The 17,888-nt window shown below is 53.1% G+C and carries 19 protein-coding genes; 13 read left to right on the top strand and 6 right to left on the bottom strand.

What is annotated here, in order from left to right; translation table 11 throughout:
* The first annotated feature begins 163 nt into the window (after positions 1-163).
* Positions 164-1,051, top strand: a complete 888-nt coding sequence (gene rluB, locus LH23_RS17835) for a 23S rRNA pseudouridine(2605) synthase RluB (RefSeq protein ID WP_008461308.1) — start codon at positions 164-166, stop codon at positions 1,049-1,051.
* A 30-nt stretch (positions 1,052-1,081) separates the two neighbouring features.
* Here rluB and cobO read toward each other — a convergent pair whose 3' ends face one another.
* The gene (cobO, locus tag LH23_RS17830) at positions 1,082-1,672 is read right to left on the bottom strand and encodes a cob(I)yrinic acid a,c-diamide adenosyltransferase (RefSeq protein WP_039294086.1); all 591 of its coding nucleotides are present in this window, start codon (positions 1,670-1,672) and stop codon (positions 1,082-1,084) included.
* A complete protein-coding gene (locus tag LH23_RS17825) occupies positions 1,669-2,430 on the bottom strand; it encodes a YciK family oxidoreductase (protein WP_039294082.1) in 762 nt (253 codons plus the stop codon). The genes cobO and LH23_RS17825 overlap by 4 nt, the downstream gene beginning before the upstream one ends.
* Positions 2,431-2,686: 256 nt before the next feature.
* Here LH23_RS17825 and sohB point away from each other — a divergent pair, with 256 nt between their 5' ends.
* Positions 2,687-3,736 (top strand): protease SohB, encoded by a 1,050-nt coding sequence (gene sohB / locus LH23_RS17820; RefSeq protein WP_039294080.1) that lies wholly within the window; start codon positions 2,687-2,689, stop codon positions 3,734-3,736.
* Between the two features lie 52 nt (positions 3,737-3,788).
* On the opposite strand, the gene LH23_RS17815 is transcribed toward sohB, so the two are convergent.
* Positions 3,789-4,040, bottom strand: coding sequence for a YciN family protein (locus tag LH23_RS17815; RefSeq protein ID WP_039294075.1), 252 nt, complete (start codon positions 4,038-4,040; stop codon positions 3,789-3,791).
* A gap of 399 nt (positions 4,041-4,439) precedes the next feature.
* On the opposite strand from LH23_RS17815, the gene topA reads away from it, so the two are divergent.
* The 6 genes from topA (at position 4,440) to acnA (ending at position 12,020) form a co-directional block, all read left to right on the top strand.
* On the top strand, positions 4,440-7,037 hold the full coding sequence (topA, locus tag LH23_RS17810) for a type I DNA topoisomerase (RefSeq protein ID WP_039294073.1): 2,598 nt from the start codon (positions 4,440-4,442) through the stop codon (positions 7,035-7,037).
* Between the two features lie 198 nt (positions 7,038-7,235).
* Positions 7,236-8,210 carry an HTH-type transcriptional regulator CysB gene (cysB, locus tag LH23_RS17805; RefSeq protein WP_008461319.1) on the top strand — a complete coding sequence of 325 codons (975 nt, stop codon included), beginning with the start codon at positions 7,236-7,238 and terminating at the stop codon, positions 8,208-8,210.
* Positions 8,211-8,555: 345 nt separating this feature from the next.
* The gene (locus tag LH23_RS23595) at positions 8,556-8,684 is read left to right on the top strand and encodes a YmiA family putative membrane protein (RefSeq protein ID WP_071842743.1); all 129 of its coding nucleotides are present in this window, start codon (positions 8,556-8,558) and stop codon (positions 8,682-8,684) included.
* A 2-nt stretch (positions 8,685-8,686) separates the two neighbouring features.
* Positions 8,687-8,857: a hypothetical protein gene (locus tag LH23_RS24065; protein ID WP_156108056.1), complete on the top strand. Its 171-nt coding sequence runs from the start codon at positions 8,687-8,689 to the stop codon at positions 8,855-8,857.
* 158 nt (positions 8,858-9,015) lie between these two features.
* The gene (gene ymiC / locus LH23_RS24315; protein WP_231560145.1) at positions 9,016-9,114 is read left to right on the top strand and encodes a small membrane protein YmiC; all 99 of its coding nucleotides are present in this window, start codon (positions 9,016-9,018) and stop codon (positions 9,112-9,114) included.
* 230 nt (positions 9,115-9,344) lie between these two features.
* Positions 9,345-12,020: an aconitate hydratase AcnA gene (gene acnA, locus LH23_RS17800; RefSeq protein ID WP_039294071.1), complete on the top strand. Its 2,676-nt coding sequence runs from the start codon at positions 9,345-9,347 to the stop codon at positions 12,018-12,020.
* 48 nt (positions 12,021-12,068) lie between these two features.
* On the opposite strand, the gene ribA is transcribed toward acnA, so the two are convergent.
* Positions 12,069-12,659, bottom strand: a complete 591-nt coding sequence (gene ribA, locus LH23_RS17795) for a GTP cyclohydrolase II (protein WP_039294068.1) — start codon at positions 12,657-12,659, stop codon at positions 12,069-12,071.
* 205 nt (positions 12,660-12,864) lie between these two features.
* Here ribA and pgpB point away from each other — a divergent pair, with 205 nt between their 5' ends.
* The 5 genes from pgpB (at position 12,865) to yciH (ending at position 16,509) form a co-directional block, all read left to right on the top strand.
* Complete coding sequence (gene pgpB, locus LH23_RS17790) at positions 12,865-13,629, top strand: phosphatidylglycerophosphatase B (RefSeq protein WP_039296848.1); 765 nt, start codon at positions 12,865-12,867, stop codon at positions 13,627-13,629.
* Positions 13,630-13,769: 140 nt separating this feature from the next.
* Positions 13,770-14,075 (top strand): LapA family protein, encoded by a 306-nt coding sequence (locus LH23_RS17785; protein WP_039294065.1) that lies wholly within the window; start codon positions 13,770-13,772, stop codon positions 14,073-14,075.
* Between the two features lie 6 nt (positions 14,076-14,081).
* Positions 14,082-15,251, top strand: coding sequence for a lipopolysaccharide assembly protein LapB (gene lapB, locus LH23_RS17780; RefSeq protein ID WP_039294063.1), 1,170 nt, complete (start codon positions 14,082-14,084; stop codon positions 15,249-15,251).
* Positions 15,252-15,445: 194 nt separating this feature from the next.
* The gene (gene pyrF, locus LH23_RS17775) at positions 15,446-16,183 is read left to right on the top strand and encodes an orotidine-5'-phosphate decarboxylase (protein WP_039294060.1); all 738 of its coding nucleotides are present in this window, start codon (positions 15,446-15,448) and stop codon (positions 16,181-16,183) included.
* Complete coding sequence (gene yciH, locus LH23_RS17770) at positions 16,183-16,509, top strand: stress response translation initiation inhibitor YciH (protein ID WP_039294057.1); 327 nt, start codon at positions 16,183-16,185, stop codon at positions 16,507-16,509. Before pyrF ends, yciH begins: the two co-directional genes overlap by 1 nt.
* Before the next feature lie 129 nt (positions 16,510-16,638).
* On the opposite strand, the gene osmB is transcribed toward yciH, so the two are convergent.
* Positions 16,639-16,857 carry an osmotically-inducible lipoprotein OsmB gene (osmB, locus tag LH23_RS17765; RefSeq protein ID WP_008461331.1) on the bottom strand — a complete coding sequence of 73 codons (219 nt, stop codon included), beginning with the start codon at positions 16,855-16,857 and terminating at the stop codon, positions 16,639-16,641.
* Between the two features lie 257 nt (positions 16,858-17,114).
* Positions 17,115-17,873: a DNA-binding transcriptional regulator YciT gene (locus LH23_RS17760; protein WP_039294053.1), complete on the bottom strand. Its 759-nt coding sequence runs from the start codon at positions 17,871-17,873 to the stop codon at positions 17,115-17,117.
* Positions 17,874-17,888 lie beyond the last annotated feature (15 nt).

The following is a 17,888-nucleotide window of genomic DNA, read 5'->3' as shown; positions in this document are numbered from 1 at the left end:
ATTTACCTTAAAATTCGTGTACTATGTGCGGCCACGATGCTGTCAGCGGTTTTCCTGTATTTCCGGGCAGCCATTCAAATTCGTATTTATACTTCATCAGGCCCATGCCTTTTGATTTCAAAGTATCTGAGACGCCTGTGAAGGCGACACCCGAGGAAGCTCAATGAGCGAAAAGTTACAAAAAGTGCTGGCTCGCGCTGGCCATGGTTCCCGTCGTGAGATTGAAACCATTATCTCTGCAGGTCGCGTAAGCGTTGATGGCAAAATTGCCACGCTGGGCGATCGTGTTGAAATCACCCAGTCGCTTAAAATCCGCATCGATGGTCATTTGATCTCCATCCGCGAATCTGCGGAACAAATCTGCCGCGTGTTGGCCTATTACAAGCCGGAAGGTGAGCTGTGTACCCGCAGCGACCCGGAAGGGCGCCCAACCGTTTTTGACCGTTTGCCAAAGCTGCGCGGTGCACGCTGGATTGCCGTTGGGCGTCTGGATGTGAATACCTGTGGTTTACTGCTGTTCACCACCGACGGAGAACTGGCAAATCGCCTGATGCACCCAAGCCGTGAAGTGGAGCGTGAATACTCCGTGCGCGTATTTGGCCAGGTGGATGACGACAAGGTAAGACAACTGTCACGCGGCGTGCAGCTTGAAGATGGCCCTGCGGCCTTCAAAACCATCAAGTTCACCGGCGGCGAAGGCATTAACCAGTGGTACAACGTGACCCTGACCGAAGGCCGTAACCGCGAGGTGCGTCGCCTTTGGGAAGCGGTTGGCGTACAGGTTAGCCGCCTTATTCGCGTGCGCTACGGTGACATTAAACTGCCGAAAGGCTTGCCGCGCGGGGGCTACACCGAACTTGACCTGGCGCAGACAAACTATCTGCGTACGCTGGTGGAATTGCCGGAAGAAACCAGCAGCAAAGTGGCTGTGGAGAAAGATCGTCGCCGCATGAAGGCGAATCAGATCCGCCGCGCCGTGAAGCGTCACACCCAAGTGACCGGCGGCAACCGCCGCGCCAGCAGCAGCCGTAATAACGGCAGCGGCAGCTAAATCTTAACCCCTCAAGCGAGGGGTTTTTTATTAGTAATCAATACCCATCTGCGCCTTCACCCCGGCGTCAAAGGCATGCTTAACCGGGCGGAGTTCGCTGACCGTGTCGGCTATCTCCAGAATATCGCGGTGGCACCCGCGGCCTGTCACAATCACTGTCTGATTCACCGGGCGGTTAGCCAGCGCGCTTAAGACGTCTTCCAGCGGCAGATAATCGTAAGCCACCATGTAGGTCAGCTCGTCGAGGATCACCATATCCAGCGTGGCGTCAGCCAGCATCCGTTTGCCGTGCTCCCAAACGGTAAGGCAGGCGGCGGTGTCCGTTTCCCGGTTCTGCGTCTCCCAGGTAAAGCCTGTCGCCATCACCTGAAACTCAACCCCGTGTGGCTCAAGCAGATTACGTTCTCCGTTCGGCCACTGGCCCTTGATAAACTGAATGACGCCGACTTTTTGGCCGTGGCCAACGGCGCGGGTCGCTGTGCCGAATGCGGCGGTTGTTTTACCTTTTCCGTTGCCGGTGAAGACGATCAAAATCCCGCGTTCCTGCTGGGCTTCTGCAATGCGCGCATCAACCTTTTCTTTCTGGCGCTGTTGGCGCTGTTGATAACGGTCCTCGCTCATTCTGAAATCCCGGGTTTGCGGTTAGGCTGGGCATCAAAACTCATGCCGGTCTTACGGCGACTGTCGTCGCCCATCAGCCAGAGATAAAGCGGCATTAAATCCCGCGGCGTTTTCAGTTTGGCCGGATCTTCCGTAGGGAAGGCGCTGGCGCGCATGGCTGTACGGGTACCGCCTGGGTTGATGCAGTTCACGCGCAGGTTGTGCTGCTTATACTCTTCCGCCAGTACCTGCATCATGCCTTCCGTAGCAAACTTCGAGGCAGCGTAAGCGCCCCAGCCAGCGCGGCCCTGGCGACCCACGCTCGAGGTGGTAAACACCAGAGAGCCGGATTCGGATTTAAGTAATAAAGGAAGCAAAGCCTGGGTCAGGAAAAAGGTCGCATTGACGTTCACCTGCATGACGGCCTGCCAGGTGTCGGGATCCTGCTTATCCATTGACACGACATCGCCAAGAATACCGGCATTATGCAGGACGCCATCGAGGCGGGGAACCAGCGCGCTAAGCTTGTTAGCCAGCGCATGGCAATCTGCTGACGTGGCGGTAGCCAGGTCGAGCGTGAACCAGTGCGCAGGGAGCAAACCGTGAGACTGGATCTCACCGGCGACGGCGCGGAGCTTTTGCTCATTGCGACCCAGTAAAATGACCGAGGCACCAAAGCGAGCGTAGGTGAGCGCGGCGACGCGGCCGATGCCATCGCTGGCGCCGGTTACTAAAATAATGCGATTTTTCAGTAAATTATCTTGCGGCTGATAGTGCACGGTTTTACTCCTCGCGTGATGCAATATGCTCACGTCTTATTTCTCATTGGGTTACCCGGCTTTATGCCTTAAAGACGGGCGTATTTCAATCAGTCAGCCGGAGACAATGCTAAGGATTAACATTTTGCAAAAATTTCCCCGGGCCAAACGCTTTAAAGAAGCGCTGTTGCTGCCTTTATAGTTACTTACAGACGAACGTGTGCCAGCTCGGGTACACTGCGGACATTAACAATGCTTAGTGATAAAGGCGGTAAATGTGGATCTGATTGCTGACTATGGACTTTTTTTGGCTAAAGCGGTGACCATTGTGGTAGCAATTGGTGCCGTTGCTCTCATTCTGGTGAACGTTGCGCAACGTAAGAAGCAGGCCCGGGGTGAACTGAGGCTGACAAATCTGAGCGAGCAGTATCAGGATGTGCAGCAAGAGATGCAGGTCGCGATGCTTGACCCGCATCAGCAGAAGCTGTGGCTTAAGGAAGAAAAGAAAAAGCTTAAGCTGGAGGCTAAGCAGGCCAAAGCGCGGGCTAAACGCGGTGAAAAGGCCAGTTCGGGCAAGCCGACGCTTTATGTCCTCGATTTTAAAGGCAGTATGGATGCCCACGAAGTCAGCTCGCTCCGTGAAGAAATTACCGCCGTGTTATCTGTGGTTAAACCCAAGGATGAAGTTTTGCTGCGCCTGGAAAGCCCCGGCGGCGTGGTTCATGGCTACGGGCTGGCGGCATCCCAGCTTCAGCGCTTGCGAGACAAAGCAGTGCCTTTAACCATTGCGGTCGATAAGGTGGCGGCCAGCGGCGGTTATATGATGGCGTGTGTGGCCCAGCGCATTGTGGCCGCGCCATTCTCCATCATTGGGTCAATTGGCGTTGTCGCGCAAATCCCTAACTTCCATCGCCTGCTAAAGCGGAATGATATTGACGTTGAGCTGCACACTGCAGGGCAGTACAAACGTACGCTAACTCTGCTGGGTGAAAACACCGAACAGGGGCGGGAGAAGTTCCGGGAAGACCTCAATGAAACGCATCATCTGTTCAAGCAGTTTGTCAGCAGTATGCGTCCGGGCCTTGATATTGAAGCGGTGGCCACGGGCGAGCACTGGTATGGTACGCAGGCGAAAGAAAAAGGTCTGGTGGATGACGTGGCGACCAGCGACGATCTGCTGCTGGGGATGATGAAAGATTTTGACGCTATTAATGTACGCTATCTGCAGCGTAAAAAAGTGATGGACCGCTTCACCGGTAGCGCAGCGAACAGCTTAGACCGCCTGCTGTTACGCTGGTGGCAGCGTGGTGAAAAACCCCTGCTGTAAAGCCATTTTTTGCTAAAACAAAAAAGCGAGGCATTCAAGCCTCGCTTTTCGTTTAGCCCTGCAGTGAATACTTTTCCGACAGGACGTGTGCCAGGTGTTTAAACATATTAAACACCGCCGTACTCTTCGGCGTGGGCAAACCTTGCTCGTCCAGGAAGTATTCTCCACTAAAGACCAGCACACCGTTTTTCTGTTCCACGCCGGTGGCTTCCATCCCGTGCAGGAAATCCTCATGTTCACGAATGATTTTGTTCGCCTCGACTAGGAGGGATTCGCGGTCAATAGGCTGAGTTGTCTCTTGCATGATGTTCTCCTTAAAAAACTGGCGCTAGTTTACGTCCGCTTGAGGGAAAAGGGCAAATTTTCCCTGTAAACCCTGTGGCCTTAAAAAAGTTAACCGTGCTGGCGGGATCGGGTATTGCATGCTAATAAAGTTGCGTAACATATTTTATCAGGTAGAGTGTGACGCTTTCGCAAATCTGGCAACAGAATTGCTTGACATTCGACCAAACTTCCGTCGTGCTATGCCACTTGCTCGAGGCTTTTGGCCTGCAGTAACCGATGAGTGAGCTGAGGGTGTTGCAGGTTATTGAAAAAAGAGTTGATCTCCTTCTACGCTGCCGCAATATAAAAAAGCGCGTCGCCAGTGGAAGGTGAAAATTTGCGACGTATTCCTGGAAGAATTAAATAGGTAAAGGTGAAAATGGGTAAAGCTCTCGTTATCGTTGAGTCCCCGGCAAAAGCCAAAACGATCAACAAATATCTCGGAAATGACTACGTGGTGAAGTCCAGCGTCGGTCACATCCGTGATTTGCCGACCAGTGGATCAACCACCAAGAAGAGCGCTGACTCTACCGCCGCCAAAGGGGCCAAAAAGGTCAAAAAGGATGAACGCGGAGCGCTCGTCAACCGTATGGGTGTCGATCCCTGGCATAACTGGGATGCTCATTACGAAGTGCTGCCAGGCAAGGAGAAAGTGGTCTCCGAGCTGAAGTCACTGGCAGAAAAAGCAGACCACATCTATCTCGCAACCGACCTTGACCGCGAAGGGGAAGCCATTGCCTGGCACCTGCGGGAAGTTATCGGTGGCGATGACACCCGCTATAGCCGCGTGGTGTTTAACGAAATCACTAAGAATGCGATTCGTCAGGCGTTTGAAAAGCCGGGTGAACTGAATATTGACCGTGTGAATGCCCAGCAGGCGCGCCGCTTTATGGACCGCGTTGTGGGCTACATGGTGTCTCCGCTGCTGTGGAAAAAGATTGCGCGTGGCCTGTCAGCCGGGCGCGTTCAGTCCGTGGCGGTTCGCCTTGTGGTCGAACGTGAGCGCGAAATTAAAGCGTTCGTTCCGGAAGAGTACTGGGAAATCGACGCCAATCTGTCGACGCCGAAGGGCGACGCGCTGCCGGTACAGGTGAGTCACTATAAAGACAAACCGTTCCGTCCGGTTAACCGCGAGCAGACGATGGCGGCCGTTAGCCTGCTTGAAAAAGCGCGTTACACCGTTCTGGATCGCGAAGACAAGCCAACCAGCAGTAAACCTGGGGCACCGTTCATTACCTCCACGTTGCAGCAGGCCGCCAGTACCCGCCTTGGCTTCGGCGTGAAGAAAACCATGATGATGGCGCAGCGTCTTTACGAAGCGGGCCACATTACCTACATGCGTACTGACTCTACCAATCTGAGCCAGGATGCGGTGAGCATGGTGCGCGGCTACATCGAAGAAAACTTCGGTAAGAAATATCTGCCGGCTGAAGCCAATCAATACGCCAGCAAGGACAACTCTCAGGAAGCGCACGAAGCGATTCGTCCTTCTGATGTGTCCGTGCAGTCTGAAGCGTTAAAAGACATGGAGGCGGATGCCCAGAAGCTTTATCAGCTGATCTGGCGCCAGTTCGTGGCCTGCCAGATGACGCCTGCGAAATACGATTCCACGACGCTGACGGTGGAAGCCGGTGAGTACCGCCTGAAGGCGCGTGGCCGCACGCTGCGCTTTGATGGCTGGACGAAAGTGATGCCTGCTCTGCGTAAGGGCGATGAAGACCGCACTTTACCGGCGGTGAACCCAGGTGAGGCGCTGACCCTGGTTGAGCTGCTTCCTGCCCAGCACTTTACCAAGCCGCCAGCGCGTTTCAGCGAAGCGTCGCTGGTGAAAGAGCTGGAAAAACGCGGAATTGGCCGCCCGTCCACCTACGCGTCTATCATTTCGACCATTCAGGATCGTGGCTACGTGCGCGTTGAGAACCGCCGTTTCTACGCTGAAAAAATGGGTGAGATTGTTACCGATCGTCTGGAAGAGAACTTCCGCGAGCTGATGAATTATGACTTCACGGCGCAAATGGAGGACAGCCTCGATCAGGTGGCCAATAACCAGGCCGAGTGGAAAGGCGTACTGGACAACTTCTTCACTGATTTTAGCGGCCAGCTTGAGAAAGCGGAGCAGGATCCGGAAGAAGGCGGTATGCGCCCGAACCAGATGGTTCTGACCAGCATCGACTGCCCAACCTGCGGCCGTAAAATGGGGATCCGTACCGCGAGTACCGGTGTATTCCTCGGCTGTTCTGGCTATGCGTTACCGCCGAAAGAACGCTGCAAAACCACCATCAACCTGGTACCGGAGAACGAAGTTCTTAACGTGCTTGAAGGTGATGATGCGGAAACCAACGCGCTGCGCGCCAAGCGTCGCTGCCAGAAGTGCGGCACGGCAATGGACAGCTACCTCATCGATCCAAAGCGCAAGCTGCACGTGTGTGGTAATAACCCGACCTGTGACGGCTACGAAATCGAAGAGGGTGAATTCCGCATCAAGGGCTATGACGGCCCAATTGTTGAGTGCGAGAAATGTGGCTCAGAAATGCACCTGAGAATGGGGCGTTTTGGCAAGTACATGGCTTGTACCAACGATGAGTGCAAAAACACCCGTAAGATCCTGCGTAATGGCGAAGTTGCGCCACCGAAGGAAGATCCGGTCCCGCTGCCGGAATTACCGTGTGAGAAATCGGACGCGTATTTCGTTCTACGAGACGGTGCCGCTGGCGTCTTCCTGGCCGCGAACACGTTCCCGAAATCTCGTGAAACACGCGCCCCGCTGGTTGAAGAGCTGCATCGCTTCCGCGATCGTCTGCCTGAGAAACTGCGCTATCTGGCCGATGCTCCTCAGGAAGATCCAGACGGCAATAAAGCGTTCGTTCGCTTTAGCCGCAAAACGAAGCAGCAGTATGTGGCTTCTGACAAAGACGGCAAAGCGACCGGCTGGTCGGCTTTCTTCGTTGACGGCAAGTGGGTCGTTGGCAAGAAATAATTCTGCCTGAACCTGTGAAAACCGGAGCCTGTCTCCGGTTTTTTTATGGCGCCTTATATAACTCGTTTATTATCTTTTCATCCCATCTATACAAAGTAGCTATAACTGATATAGTGAGTAAAGCAATGTCAATTTTCGTTTTTTCTGCGTCTTAACCCCGCCCATCGCGCCGGGGCCTTTGACCCTGGACGGTAAGCTATGAAATTACAGCAGCTGCGTTATATCGTTGAAGTCGTAAACCACAATCTTAATGTCTCCTCGACGGCGGAAGGGCTTTATACCTCCCAGCCCGGGATCAGTAAGCAAGTTCGTATGCTGGAAGACGAACTGGGGATCCAGATTTTCGCCCGTAGCGGGAAGCACCTGACCCAGGTCACCCCGGCGGGGCAGGAAATCATCCGCATCGCCCGTGAAGTGCTGTCGAAAGTCGATGCGATCAAATCCGTTGCCGGAGAACACACCTGGCCTGACAAAGGCTCGCTCTATGTGGCGACAACCCACACGCAGGCTCGTTACGCGCTACCAGGCGTGATTAAAGGCTTTATCGAACGTTATCCTCGGGTTTCACTGCATATGCATCAGGGCTCGCCGACGCAGATTGCAGAGGCAGTTTCCAAAGGAAATGCAGACTTTGCGATCGCTACTGAGGCGCTTCATCTTTATGACGACCTGGTGATGCTGCCTTGCTACCACTGGAACCGCTCCATTGTGGTCACGCCGGATCATCCATTGGCTTCTAAAGAATCGGTCAGCATCGAAGAGCTGGCACAGTATCCGCTGGTCACCTACACCTTTGGTTTTACCGGACGTTCTGAGTTGGACACCGCCTTCAACCGCGCAGGGTTAACGCCGCGAATCGTCTTTACTGCCACCGACGCCGATGTGATTAAAACCTACGTTCGCTTAGGGCTGGGAGTAGGGGTTATTGCGAGCATGGCGGTGGATCCGATTTCAGACCCTGATTTAGTCCGTATCGAAGCCCAGGGCGTATTTAGCCACAGCACCACGAAAATAGGTTTCCGTCGGAGTACTTTCCTGCGCAGTTATATGTATGATTTTATTCAGCGTTTTGCGCCACATTTAACCCGTGACGTGGTGGATACCGCCGTAGCTTTGCGCTCTAACGAAGATATTGAAGCGATGTTTAAAGATATAAAATTACCTGCCAAATAATTCCCCAGGGTATCTTCGGGTGAATCCGGAGATGCCCGAGTCATTATTAAACAAGAATTAAACGCATTTCTTCGTCTATTCCCATTCCCGCAAATAAGCCACATCCTGTTAATGGTTATTGTGTCGCAATTAAGAGACACAGCTAGTAAATAATTCGTGGTTGCGCAAATCTGAGGTTTCGATTATTTATTTCAGGTCAAAAGATTAAATCTTTTCTCCTGCTTATTGCGCAATTTTTCTGGCTTTTGAGCTAGAGTTTCTTTAGGATTAATCCCAACTGGCGATTAGTTATACCGATTGTTTAGAAACGTTACGATAAGTGGTGTCGATTGTATGAGGCTAGCAATGTCATCAGGAAGTGAGGAACCGCAACAAGATCCGGCTCTGAAACGCAAGGCATGGATTGCGGTGTTTTTGGTTTCAGCCTTGTTCTGGCTGGTTGTGGCGCTGGTTGCCTGGCATTTTTGGGGGTAGCTATGTCTACTCGGGATAGGGCTTCTGCACCTAAGGTCGTGGCCCGCAACAGCGGCAAGCCACGAAAAGACGTTAAGAAAGAGGAAAACACGCCATCTGAAGGCTGGACGCTGACGAAACAGCAGCAGGCCTTTATTGATTTGTTTTCTGAAGACGACAGTAAAAAACAATAAAATCGTTATTGAATCGTTTATTTTCTCTGCGGGGTTTAAAGCACTTTTTATTTACCGCCGGGTAACCTGTTATTCACTAATAATTACACACAGCAATACATTCTGGTGATTGCTTAAATAAGCAGTCTGGTTGCATATAGTCACATTGGGTTAACCCTATGAATAATCACAATGCTGTAAAATACTGGTCATGGATGGGCGCTTTTACGCTCTCTGCCTTGTTCTGGGTAGAAATACTTCGCGCCTTCGCCAATTAACCTTTGTTGTCAGTGGCTAAACGCCACGTCCTTACTGCTTCGAATTATCCTCCCGGTTTTCCTCTCGCCCTGACGTTATCGTTGGGGCGTTCGTTTTATTACCGCTTCTCCATTACCGCCATTTATCAATTCGGGTTGTTATCAAATCGTTACGGCAGGTTTGTGTTATCTTTAATAGTGACCCTGCGAATAATCAGGGCACTCGCTATCCCTGTCATAAAGGAGGAGCTATGTCGTTAACCCTACGCGAAGCCAGTAAGGATACTCTACGGGCGCTAAATAAAACCTGGCACTACTACAGCTTGCCGCTGGCTTCAAAAGAGCTGGGGGATATCAGCCGGTTACCTAAGTCGCTAAAAGTTTTGCTGGAGAACCTGCTGCGCTGGCAGGATGAAGACTCCGTCACCCGCGAAGATATTCATGCCCTGGCCGGTTGGCTGAAACAGGCCCACGCCGATCGCGAAATTGCCTATCGTCCCGCCCGGGTGCTGATGCAGGACTTCACCGGCGTACCAGCGGTGGTGGATCTGGCCGCGATGCGTGAGGCGGTCAAGCGCCTTGGCGGCGATGTGGCCAAAGTTAACCCGCTTTCCCCGGTCGACCTGGTGATTGACCACTCCGTGACCGTAGACCACTTCGGTGACAACGATGCCTTCGAGGAAAACGTTCGCCTCGAGATGGAGCGAAACCACGAGCGCTATGTTTTCTTACGCTGGGGCCAGCAGGCGTTTAGCCGTTTCAGCGTTGTGCCGCCCGGGACCGGCATTTGCCACCAGGTCAACCTTGAGTACCTGGGTAAAGCCGTCTGGAGTGAAGAACAGAACGGCGAACTTGTCGCTTACCCTGACACGCTGGTGGGCACCGACTCGCATACTACGATGATTAACGGTCTTGGCGTGCTGGGCTGGGGGGTTGGCGGTATCGAAGCGGAAGCGGCGATGTTGGGCCAGCCGGTATCGATGCTGATTCCCGATGTGGTCGGCTTTAAGCTTGAGGGCAAACTGCGGGAAGGGATCACCGCGACGGACCTTGTGCTGACCGTCACCCAGATGCTGCGTAAACACGGCGTTGTGGGCAAATTTGTTGAGTTTTATGGCGATGGCCTCGATTCGCTCCCGCTCGCCGATCGGGCAACTATCGCCAACATGTCTCCTGAATATGGTGCGACCTGCGGCTTCTTCCCGATTGACGGCGTAACGCTGGAGTATATGCGCCTCAGCGGGCGTAGCGAAGAGCAGGTGGCTTTGGTGGAGGCCTACGCTAAGGCGCAGGGCATGTGGCGCAATACCGGTGATGAGCCTGTGTTCACCAGTACGCTCTCTTTGAACATGAATGACGTTGAGGCAAGCCTGGCCGGGCCAAAACGCCCGCAGGATCGTGTCCCGCTCGGCGGAGTGCCAAAAGCTTTTGCCGCCAGCAACGAGCTTGAAGTCAACGCTTCCCATAAAGATCGTCATCCGGTCAGCTACACGCTGGCAGGCGAAGAGCATCAATTGCCGGATGGCGCAGTGGTGATTGCGGCAATTACCTCTTGTACCAACACTTCAAACCCTAGCGTGCTGATGGCGGCTGGGTTGCTGGCTAAAAAAGCCGTTAGTTTAGGGCTTAAGCCGCAGCCGTGGGTTAAGGCTTCGCTTGCGCCGGGCTCTAAGGTGGTCTCGGATTATCTGGCGAAAGCCAAATTAACCCCATACCTTGATGAGCTAGGCTTTAATCTGGTGGGCTACGGCTGTACTACCTGTATCGGTAACTCAGGCCCGTTGCCCGATCCTATTGAGCAGGCGATCAAAAAAGGCGATCTTACCGTAGGCGCTGTGCTTTCCGGCAACCGCAACTTCGAAGGCCGTATTCACCCGCTGGTGAAAACTAACTGGCTGGCCTCACCGCCGCTTGTCGTCGCCTATGCGCTGGCTGGCAACATGAACATCGACCTGACTAAAGAGCCACTGGGGCAGGATAAAAATGGCGCTGACGTCTACCTGAAAGATATCTGGCCGGGCAGTCAGGAAATTGCTGCGGCTGTGGCGCAGGTCACTACCGAGATGTTCCACAAAGAATATGCCGAAGTGTTTGAGGGGACTGAAGAGTGGCGCAACATTGAAGTGGAGCGGTCGGCCACCTACGGCTGGCAGGATGATTCAACCTATATCCGACTGTCGCCGTTCTTTGATGAGATGGGCGCTGAGCCAAAACCAGTGGAGGATATTCACGGGGCTAACGTGCTGGCGATGCTGGGGGATTCGGTTACTACCGACCATATTTCCCCTGCGGGGAGCATTAAACCAGACAGCCCGGCGGGGCGCTACCTGCAGGGGCATGGCGTAGAGCGCAGGGACTTTAACTCCTACGGTTCTCGCCGCGGTAACCATGAAGTGATGATGCGCGGGACGTTTGCCAACATCCGTATTCGTAACGAGATGGTGCCGGGCGTTGAAGGCGGCATGACGCGGTTACTGCCGGGTGAAGAAGTCCTGTCTATCTATGACGCCGCAATGCGTTACAAAGAGCGGGGCATTCCGCTGGCAGTAATCGCCGGGAAAGAGTATGGCTCTGGTTCAAGCCGAGACTGGGCGGCCAAAGGCCCTCGTTTGCTGGGCGTGCGGGTAGTCATCGCCGAATCCTTCGAGCGTATTCACCGTTCGAACCTTATCGGCATGGGCATTTTACCGCTGGAGTTCCCACAGGGCGTCACGCGAAAAACGTTAGGTTTAACAGGGGAGGAGAAGCTGGATATCAGCGGGTTAAACCAGCTGAAGCCAGGTGCTGTTGTGCCGGTTACGCTGACCTTTGCCGACGGGCGCAAGCAAGTGATTGACTGCCTCTGCCGTATTGATACCGGCAATGAGCTGACCTATTTCCGTCACGACGGTATCTTGCATTATGTGATCAGAAATATGCTGAAGTAAGAAAAGAAAAAGCCCCTGAAAAGGGGCTTTTTTACGAGATGAACACGCTTATTCCGACAGCAGATGGCCCATTTTGGCCGCTTTGGTGTCTAGGTAATGCGCATTTTTCGGGTTGCGGCCGACAATGAGCGGCACGCGCTCAACGATGTTGATCCCTGCCTCGGTCAAAATTTCGACTTTTTTCGGGTTGTTGGTGAGCAAACGTACGGCATCCACGCCCAGCAGTTTGAACATGTCGGCACACAGCGTAAAGTCACGCTCATCGGCAGCAAAACCGAGTTGGTGGTTCGCTTCTACCGTATCGTAGCCTTTGTCCTGCAGCGCATAGGCCCGGATTTTATTCAGCAGCCCGATATTACGGCCTTCCTGACGATGATAAAGCAGCACGCCACGGCCTTTTTCAGCAATGTGGGTCAACGCCGCTTCAAGCTGGAAACCGCAGTCGCAGCGCAGACTAAACAGCGCGTCACCGGTCAGACATTCGGAGTGAACGCGCGCCAGAACAGGTTCTTCACCACTAATATCACCAAAAACCAGGGCAACATGATCCTGTCCCGTTGCCACTTCTTCAAAACCCACCATCAGGAAATCGCCCCATGGGGTTGGCAGTTTGGCTTCTGCCACACGTTTAAGCTGCATGTGATTCTCCAGGTACTTATTTTGACACCTTGGTGTCTGCCAGAAGTCTGGCCTGTACGTTAATGTCGGATATTTTGCCATAACGCGCGGTCGTTCGCTTCATTGACAGATTAAAAAGCCATTTTTGCCAATGACCACCGCGTGGTTTAACCTTCTCAGGCATTTTCGGTTATTCTTTAAAAGCTTTCATTATCATGAGGTTTTCATGCAGGCAATAGCAAAACGCATCGCAGCTGGCACAATACTTCTGTTAATCATGCCGTTACTCGTCTGGCTCAGCGGCTGGCAATGGGCCCCTGGGGGCAATGAAAGCGAGTTAAAAATGCTTTATTGGGTCACTGAGACCGTCACCCAACCCTGGGGAGTCATTACGCATGTTATTCTCTGCGCATGGTTTCTGTGGTGCCTGCGCTATCGCCTTAAGCCTGCACTGATGTTATTTGCTATCCTCGCTGCCGCTATCCTTATAGGTCAGGGCATTAAGTCCGTTATCAAGAATAAAGTGCAGGAACCCCGGCCTTTCGTCGTATGGCTTGAAAAAACTCACCATATCCCTACCGACGAGTTCTACAATTTAAAGCGTACTCAGCGTGCGGAACTGGTTAAAGCACAGCTGGAAGGGCAGGATAATATTCCAGGCTGGTTACGCAAGCACTGGCAGTTCGAAACCGGCTTCGCTTTTCCTTCAGGTCACACGATGTTTGCTGCCAGTTGGGCGTTGTTGGGCGTAGGATTGCTTTGGCCGCGCCGACGGACATTGACGCTGGCGGTGTTGTTGATATGGGCAACCGGCGTGATGGGGAGTCGATTGCTGCTGGGGATGCATTGGCCCCGCGATCTGGTTGTCGCTACGATTATCTCCGGGGCGTTAGTCATTCTGGCGACTTGGCTGGCGCAGCGCTGGTGTGGTCCGCTCACGCCACCCGCCGAAGAAGAGCAGGAAATAACCGAACGCAACGAAAAAAGTTGATAATAGTGTTTTAACCCCCATTTCTTATGCATTGATGGGGGTTAATGGATTCCCCGGTTTGGCCTGAAATGGTAGTTTATACCTCCGGGATTCATTTTTGGCATAGCTGAGCCAGCTGTGACCACATAACGGGATGTCATGTGAAATATTTATTCATTTTCTTGCTGGTCCTCGCCATCTTTGTGATTTCAATTACGTTGGGGGCGCAAAACGATCAGGTAGTGAACTTTAACTACCTGCTGGCACAGGGGGAATATCGGGTATCCAGTTTGCTGGCGACGCTGTTTGCCGCAGGATTTATTATTGGATGGCTGATTTGCGGTCTGTTCTGGCTGCGCGTCCGTGTTTCCCTGGCCCGCGCTGAGCGAAAAATTAAACGCCTTGAGCAACAAGTTACCCCCACTGCTGATGTGCCGGCTCCGAATGTGCCGGCTGTGAAGGAATAATCTTCTATGTTGGAACTGCTGTTTCTGCTATTACCCGTTGCGGCCGCTTATGGCTGGTATATGGGGCGCAGAAGTGCGCTGCAAGACAAACAGCAGGAGGCCAGCCGCCTTTCCCGTGACTACGTGGCCGGCGTGAACTTCCTGCTGGCTAACCAGCAGGATAAAGCGGTTGATCTGTTCCTCGACATGCTTAAAGAGGACACAGGCACCGTTGAAGCGCATCTCACGTTAGGCAACCTCTTCCGCCAGCGTGGCGAAGTCGATCGGGCTATTCGTATCCACCAGTCGCTTATGGAGAGTGCATCGCTGAACTATGATCAGCGCCTGCTTGCCGTGCAGCAGCTTGGCAAAGACTATATGGCTGCAGGTCTTTATGACCGCGCCGAAGATATGTTCAGCCAGCTTATCGACGAGACCGATTTCCGCATCAGCGCGCTGCAGCAGCTGCTGCAAATTCACCAGGCAACAAGCGACTGGCAGAAAGCCATCGACGTGGCCGAACGTCTGGTGAAACTCGGTAAAGACAAACAGCGTGTGGAAATCGCGCACTTCTACTGTGAACTTGCGCTGCAAAATATCGGCAATGACGATACAGACAAAGCCATGTCATTGTTGAAAAAAGGGGCCGCAGCAGATAAAAACTGCGCCCGGGTCTCCATCATGATGGGGCGTATTTTTATGGAAAAAGGCGAGTATGCCAAAGCGGTAGACTCGCTAAAACGTGTGATTGAGCAAGATAGCGAACTGGTCAGTGAAACACTGGAGATGCTGCAGGTTTGCTACCAGCAGCTTGATAAGCCGGATGAGTGGGAAGTCTTCCTTAAGCGCTGCGTGGAAGAAAACAGTGGGGCGGTGGCAGAGCTTATGCTGGCGAGTATTCTCGAGCAGCGCGAAGGGGCTGAAACTGCTCAGATGTATATCAACCGTCAGCTCCAGCGTCATCCGACAATGCGTGTATTCCATCGTCTGATGGATTATCACCTGCATGAGGCGGAGGAAGGGCGAGCGAAAGAGAGTTTGATGGTATTGAGGGATATGGTTGGCGAGCAAATTCGCACCAAGCCCCGCTATCGCTGTCAAAAATGCGGCTTTACTGCCTACACCATGTACTGGCATTGCCCGTCCTGCCGCGCATGGTCAACGGTGAAACCGATTCGCGGGCTGGATGGTCAGTAAGCCTCCGATTTTTTAAAAGCCCACATTTTAGTTACAACATACTATAGAGATCTTCATCCTGCCCAACTTCAGCATCGTGCAACTTTCGCTTAGCAGGGGCAATCGCGGCTGTAAATTTACCTGGCTGGCGAGTAGAATGCTGCCGTTTAACTTTTTTGCGCCGCGCTGGTGCCCAACAGTCAGAAGGTTTTGCCATGAATTCAACTGCGTCATCCTCCTCCCGTGTTGTCACTGAATCGCCGATAGTCGTTGCACTTGATTATGATAATCGCGATAGCGCCCTGGCCTTTGTTGACCGTATCGACCCGCGCGACTGCCGTCTGAAAGTAGGCAAGGAGATGTTTACCCTGTTTGGTCCACAGCTGGTGGGCGACCTGCACCAGCGAGGGTTTGATGTCTTCCTCGATCTGAAGTTCCACGATATCCCTAACACCACCGCGCGTGCCGTGGCGGCTGCGGCTGAAATGGGCGTGTGGATGGTCAATGTTCATGCTACGGGGGGCGCTCGTATGATGCGTGCGGCAAAAGAAGCGCTTGTTCCATTTGGGAAAGACGCGCCGCTGCTGATCGCCGTTACCGTACTGACCAGCATGGAAGCCAGCGACCTGGCTGACCTGGGCATTACCGCCAGCCCGGCAGACTACGCTGAGCGCCTGGCGACGCTGACAAAAGAGTGTGGCCTGGACGGCGTCGTATGCTCTGCACAGGAAGCGGTGCGCTTTAAGACGGCGTTAGGCCGTGAATTCAAACTCATTACCCCTGGCATTCGCCCGGTTGGCAGTGATGCAGGCGATCAGCGCCGAATCATGACGCCGCAGCAGGCTCAACAGGCTGGGGTAGACTTTATGGTGATTGGGCGTCCGATCACCCAATCTGCGGACCCGGCACAGACTCTACGGGATATCCGCGCCTCGCTGGCACAGGGGGCGTGATGAAAGATAATAACAGCCGGCTGGTCTACTCCACGGAAACCGGGCGTATTGATGAACCGAAAGTCGAAGTCCAGCGCCCAAAAGGCGACGGGATTGTGCGTATTCAAAAGCAAACCAGCGGGCGCAAAGGAAAGGGCGTATGCCTGATCTCCGGTATTGATGCGGACGATGCGACGCTGGCGAGCATTGCCGCCGAGCTGAAAAAGAAATGTGGCTGTGGTGGCGCGGTGAAAGACGGTGTGATTGAAATCCAGGGCGATAAGCGTGATTTGATAAAATCATTGCTGGAAGCGAAAGGGATGAAAGTAAAACTCGCGGGCGGTTAATTCGGAATAATATTAATTATTGGGCCACGGCAATTACCGTGGCCTTTTATTTTAACTGCTGTTAGTCAGACCTGAAAATTAACACACAATAATTCGTCAAAGCGGGTTTGCTTTTGCTGGCGTCCTGCCTTATTTGCCCACCTGGTGACCGATAATACCGCCTACTGCCGCACCGCCAAGCGTACCGAGCGTGCTGCCATCGGTCAGTACTGCACCGCCCAGCGCACCGGCACCTGCGCCGATTGCCGTGTTGCGGTCACGCTTAGACCAGTTAGAGCAGGCACTCAGGGACATTGCGAGGGTAATAGCCAGCATTGCAGCGGCCACTTTTTTGTTATTTAAGGTCATCATACTTTCTCCAGAATAATTGATTCACGGAAGCCAGTCTCAGTTAAGTATAGTAAGAATTCACCACTTTACCGGGCGGTTCGTGAAACGATGTCACGATATAAGCTTAAAAAGGGCAGGTGCGTATATTACTCCCTGTTATATCGCTAAATTCTATTCTAATTTTTCCGCATGATTAACACAGGTAAAAACTCTTAATTACAGCGTGGGAATATTCTGAGAGAGGAAAGGCCCGTGCCTGACACGGGCAAAAAGCGTTAAACGACGGCGTAAGGATCGACGATATCCACCTGAAGATGGGCTGCTTTCAACTGCTCCAGCGTCTCCTGGCTCAGTGCTGCGTCGGTGATAACGCGGTTAAAGCGTGAAATCGGGCCAAGCGTGTACGGATGCACATTGCCAAACTTGCTGCTGTCCGTAAGCACAATGGCCTCGCTACCTTTCTCCAGCACAGAATTCACCACGTCGGTACGCAGCATATCGCGCCCGGTAAAGCCGGTTTCTGGCAAGAAACCATCGATGCCGATAAAAGCCTTACTGAAATGCAGCTGCTGGATAAACTGGCGGGTAAGCGGCCCGACCATGCTTTCACTTTTCTTCTGATAGATCCCGCCGACCAGAATGACTTCGCAATCGGTGTCTTTCAGTAAATGAGCGATGTAGCTGCTGACGGTGATCAGCGTGACTTTTTTCTGCTCCGCCAGCGTGCGGGCAAGAAGCGCGTTGCTGCTGCCGTTTTCGATAAACACGGTTTCACCATCATTCACCAGCGAAGCGGCATATTGCGCGAGCTGTAGCTTGAGGGTGTAGTTGTTCATCATACGAGTTTCAACGTCATCGCTATCGAGCGGGACGGCAAAACCATGCGTGCGACGAAGGTAATTATTTTTTTCCAGCAGGTTTAAATCCTGGCGGATGGTGACTTCTGAAACGCCGGTTGTTTTCGCCAGAGAGGCGACGCTAACCCGGCCCTGATCGATAACCATCTGCAGAATAATTTGTTGTCTTGAGTTCATGTCGGCCAGTCGTCA

The sequence above is a fragment of the Cedecea neteri genome (assembly GCF_000758305.1).
Lineage (GTDB): Bacteria > Pseudomonadota > Gammaproteobacteria > Enterobacterales > Enterobacteriaceae > Cedecea > Cedecea neteri_C.
Note: the sequence above shows the minus strand (reverse complement) of the source record. Positions and strands in the feature narration are given on the sequence as shown.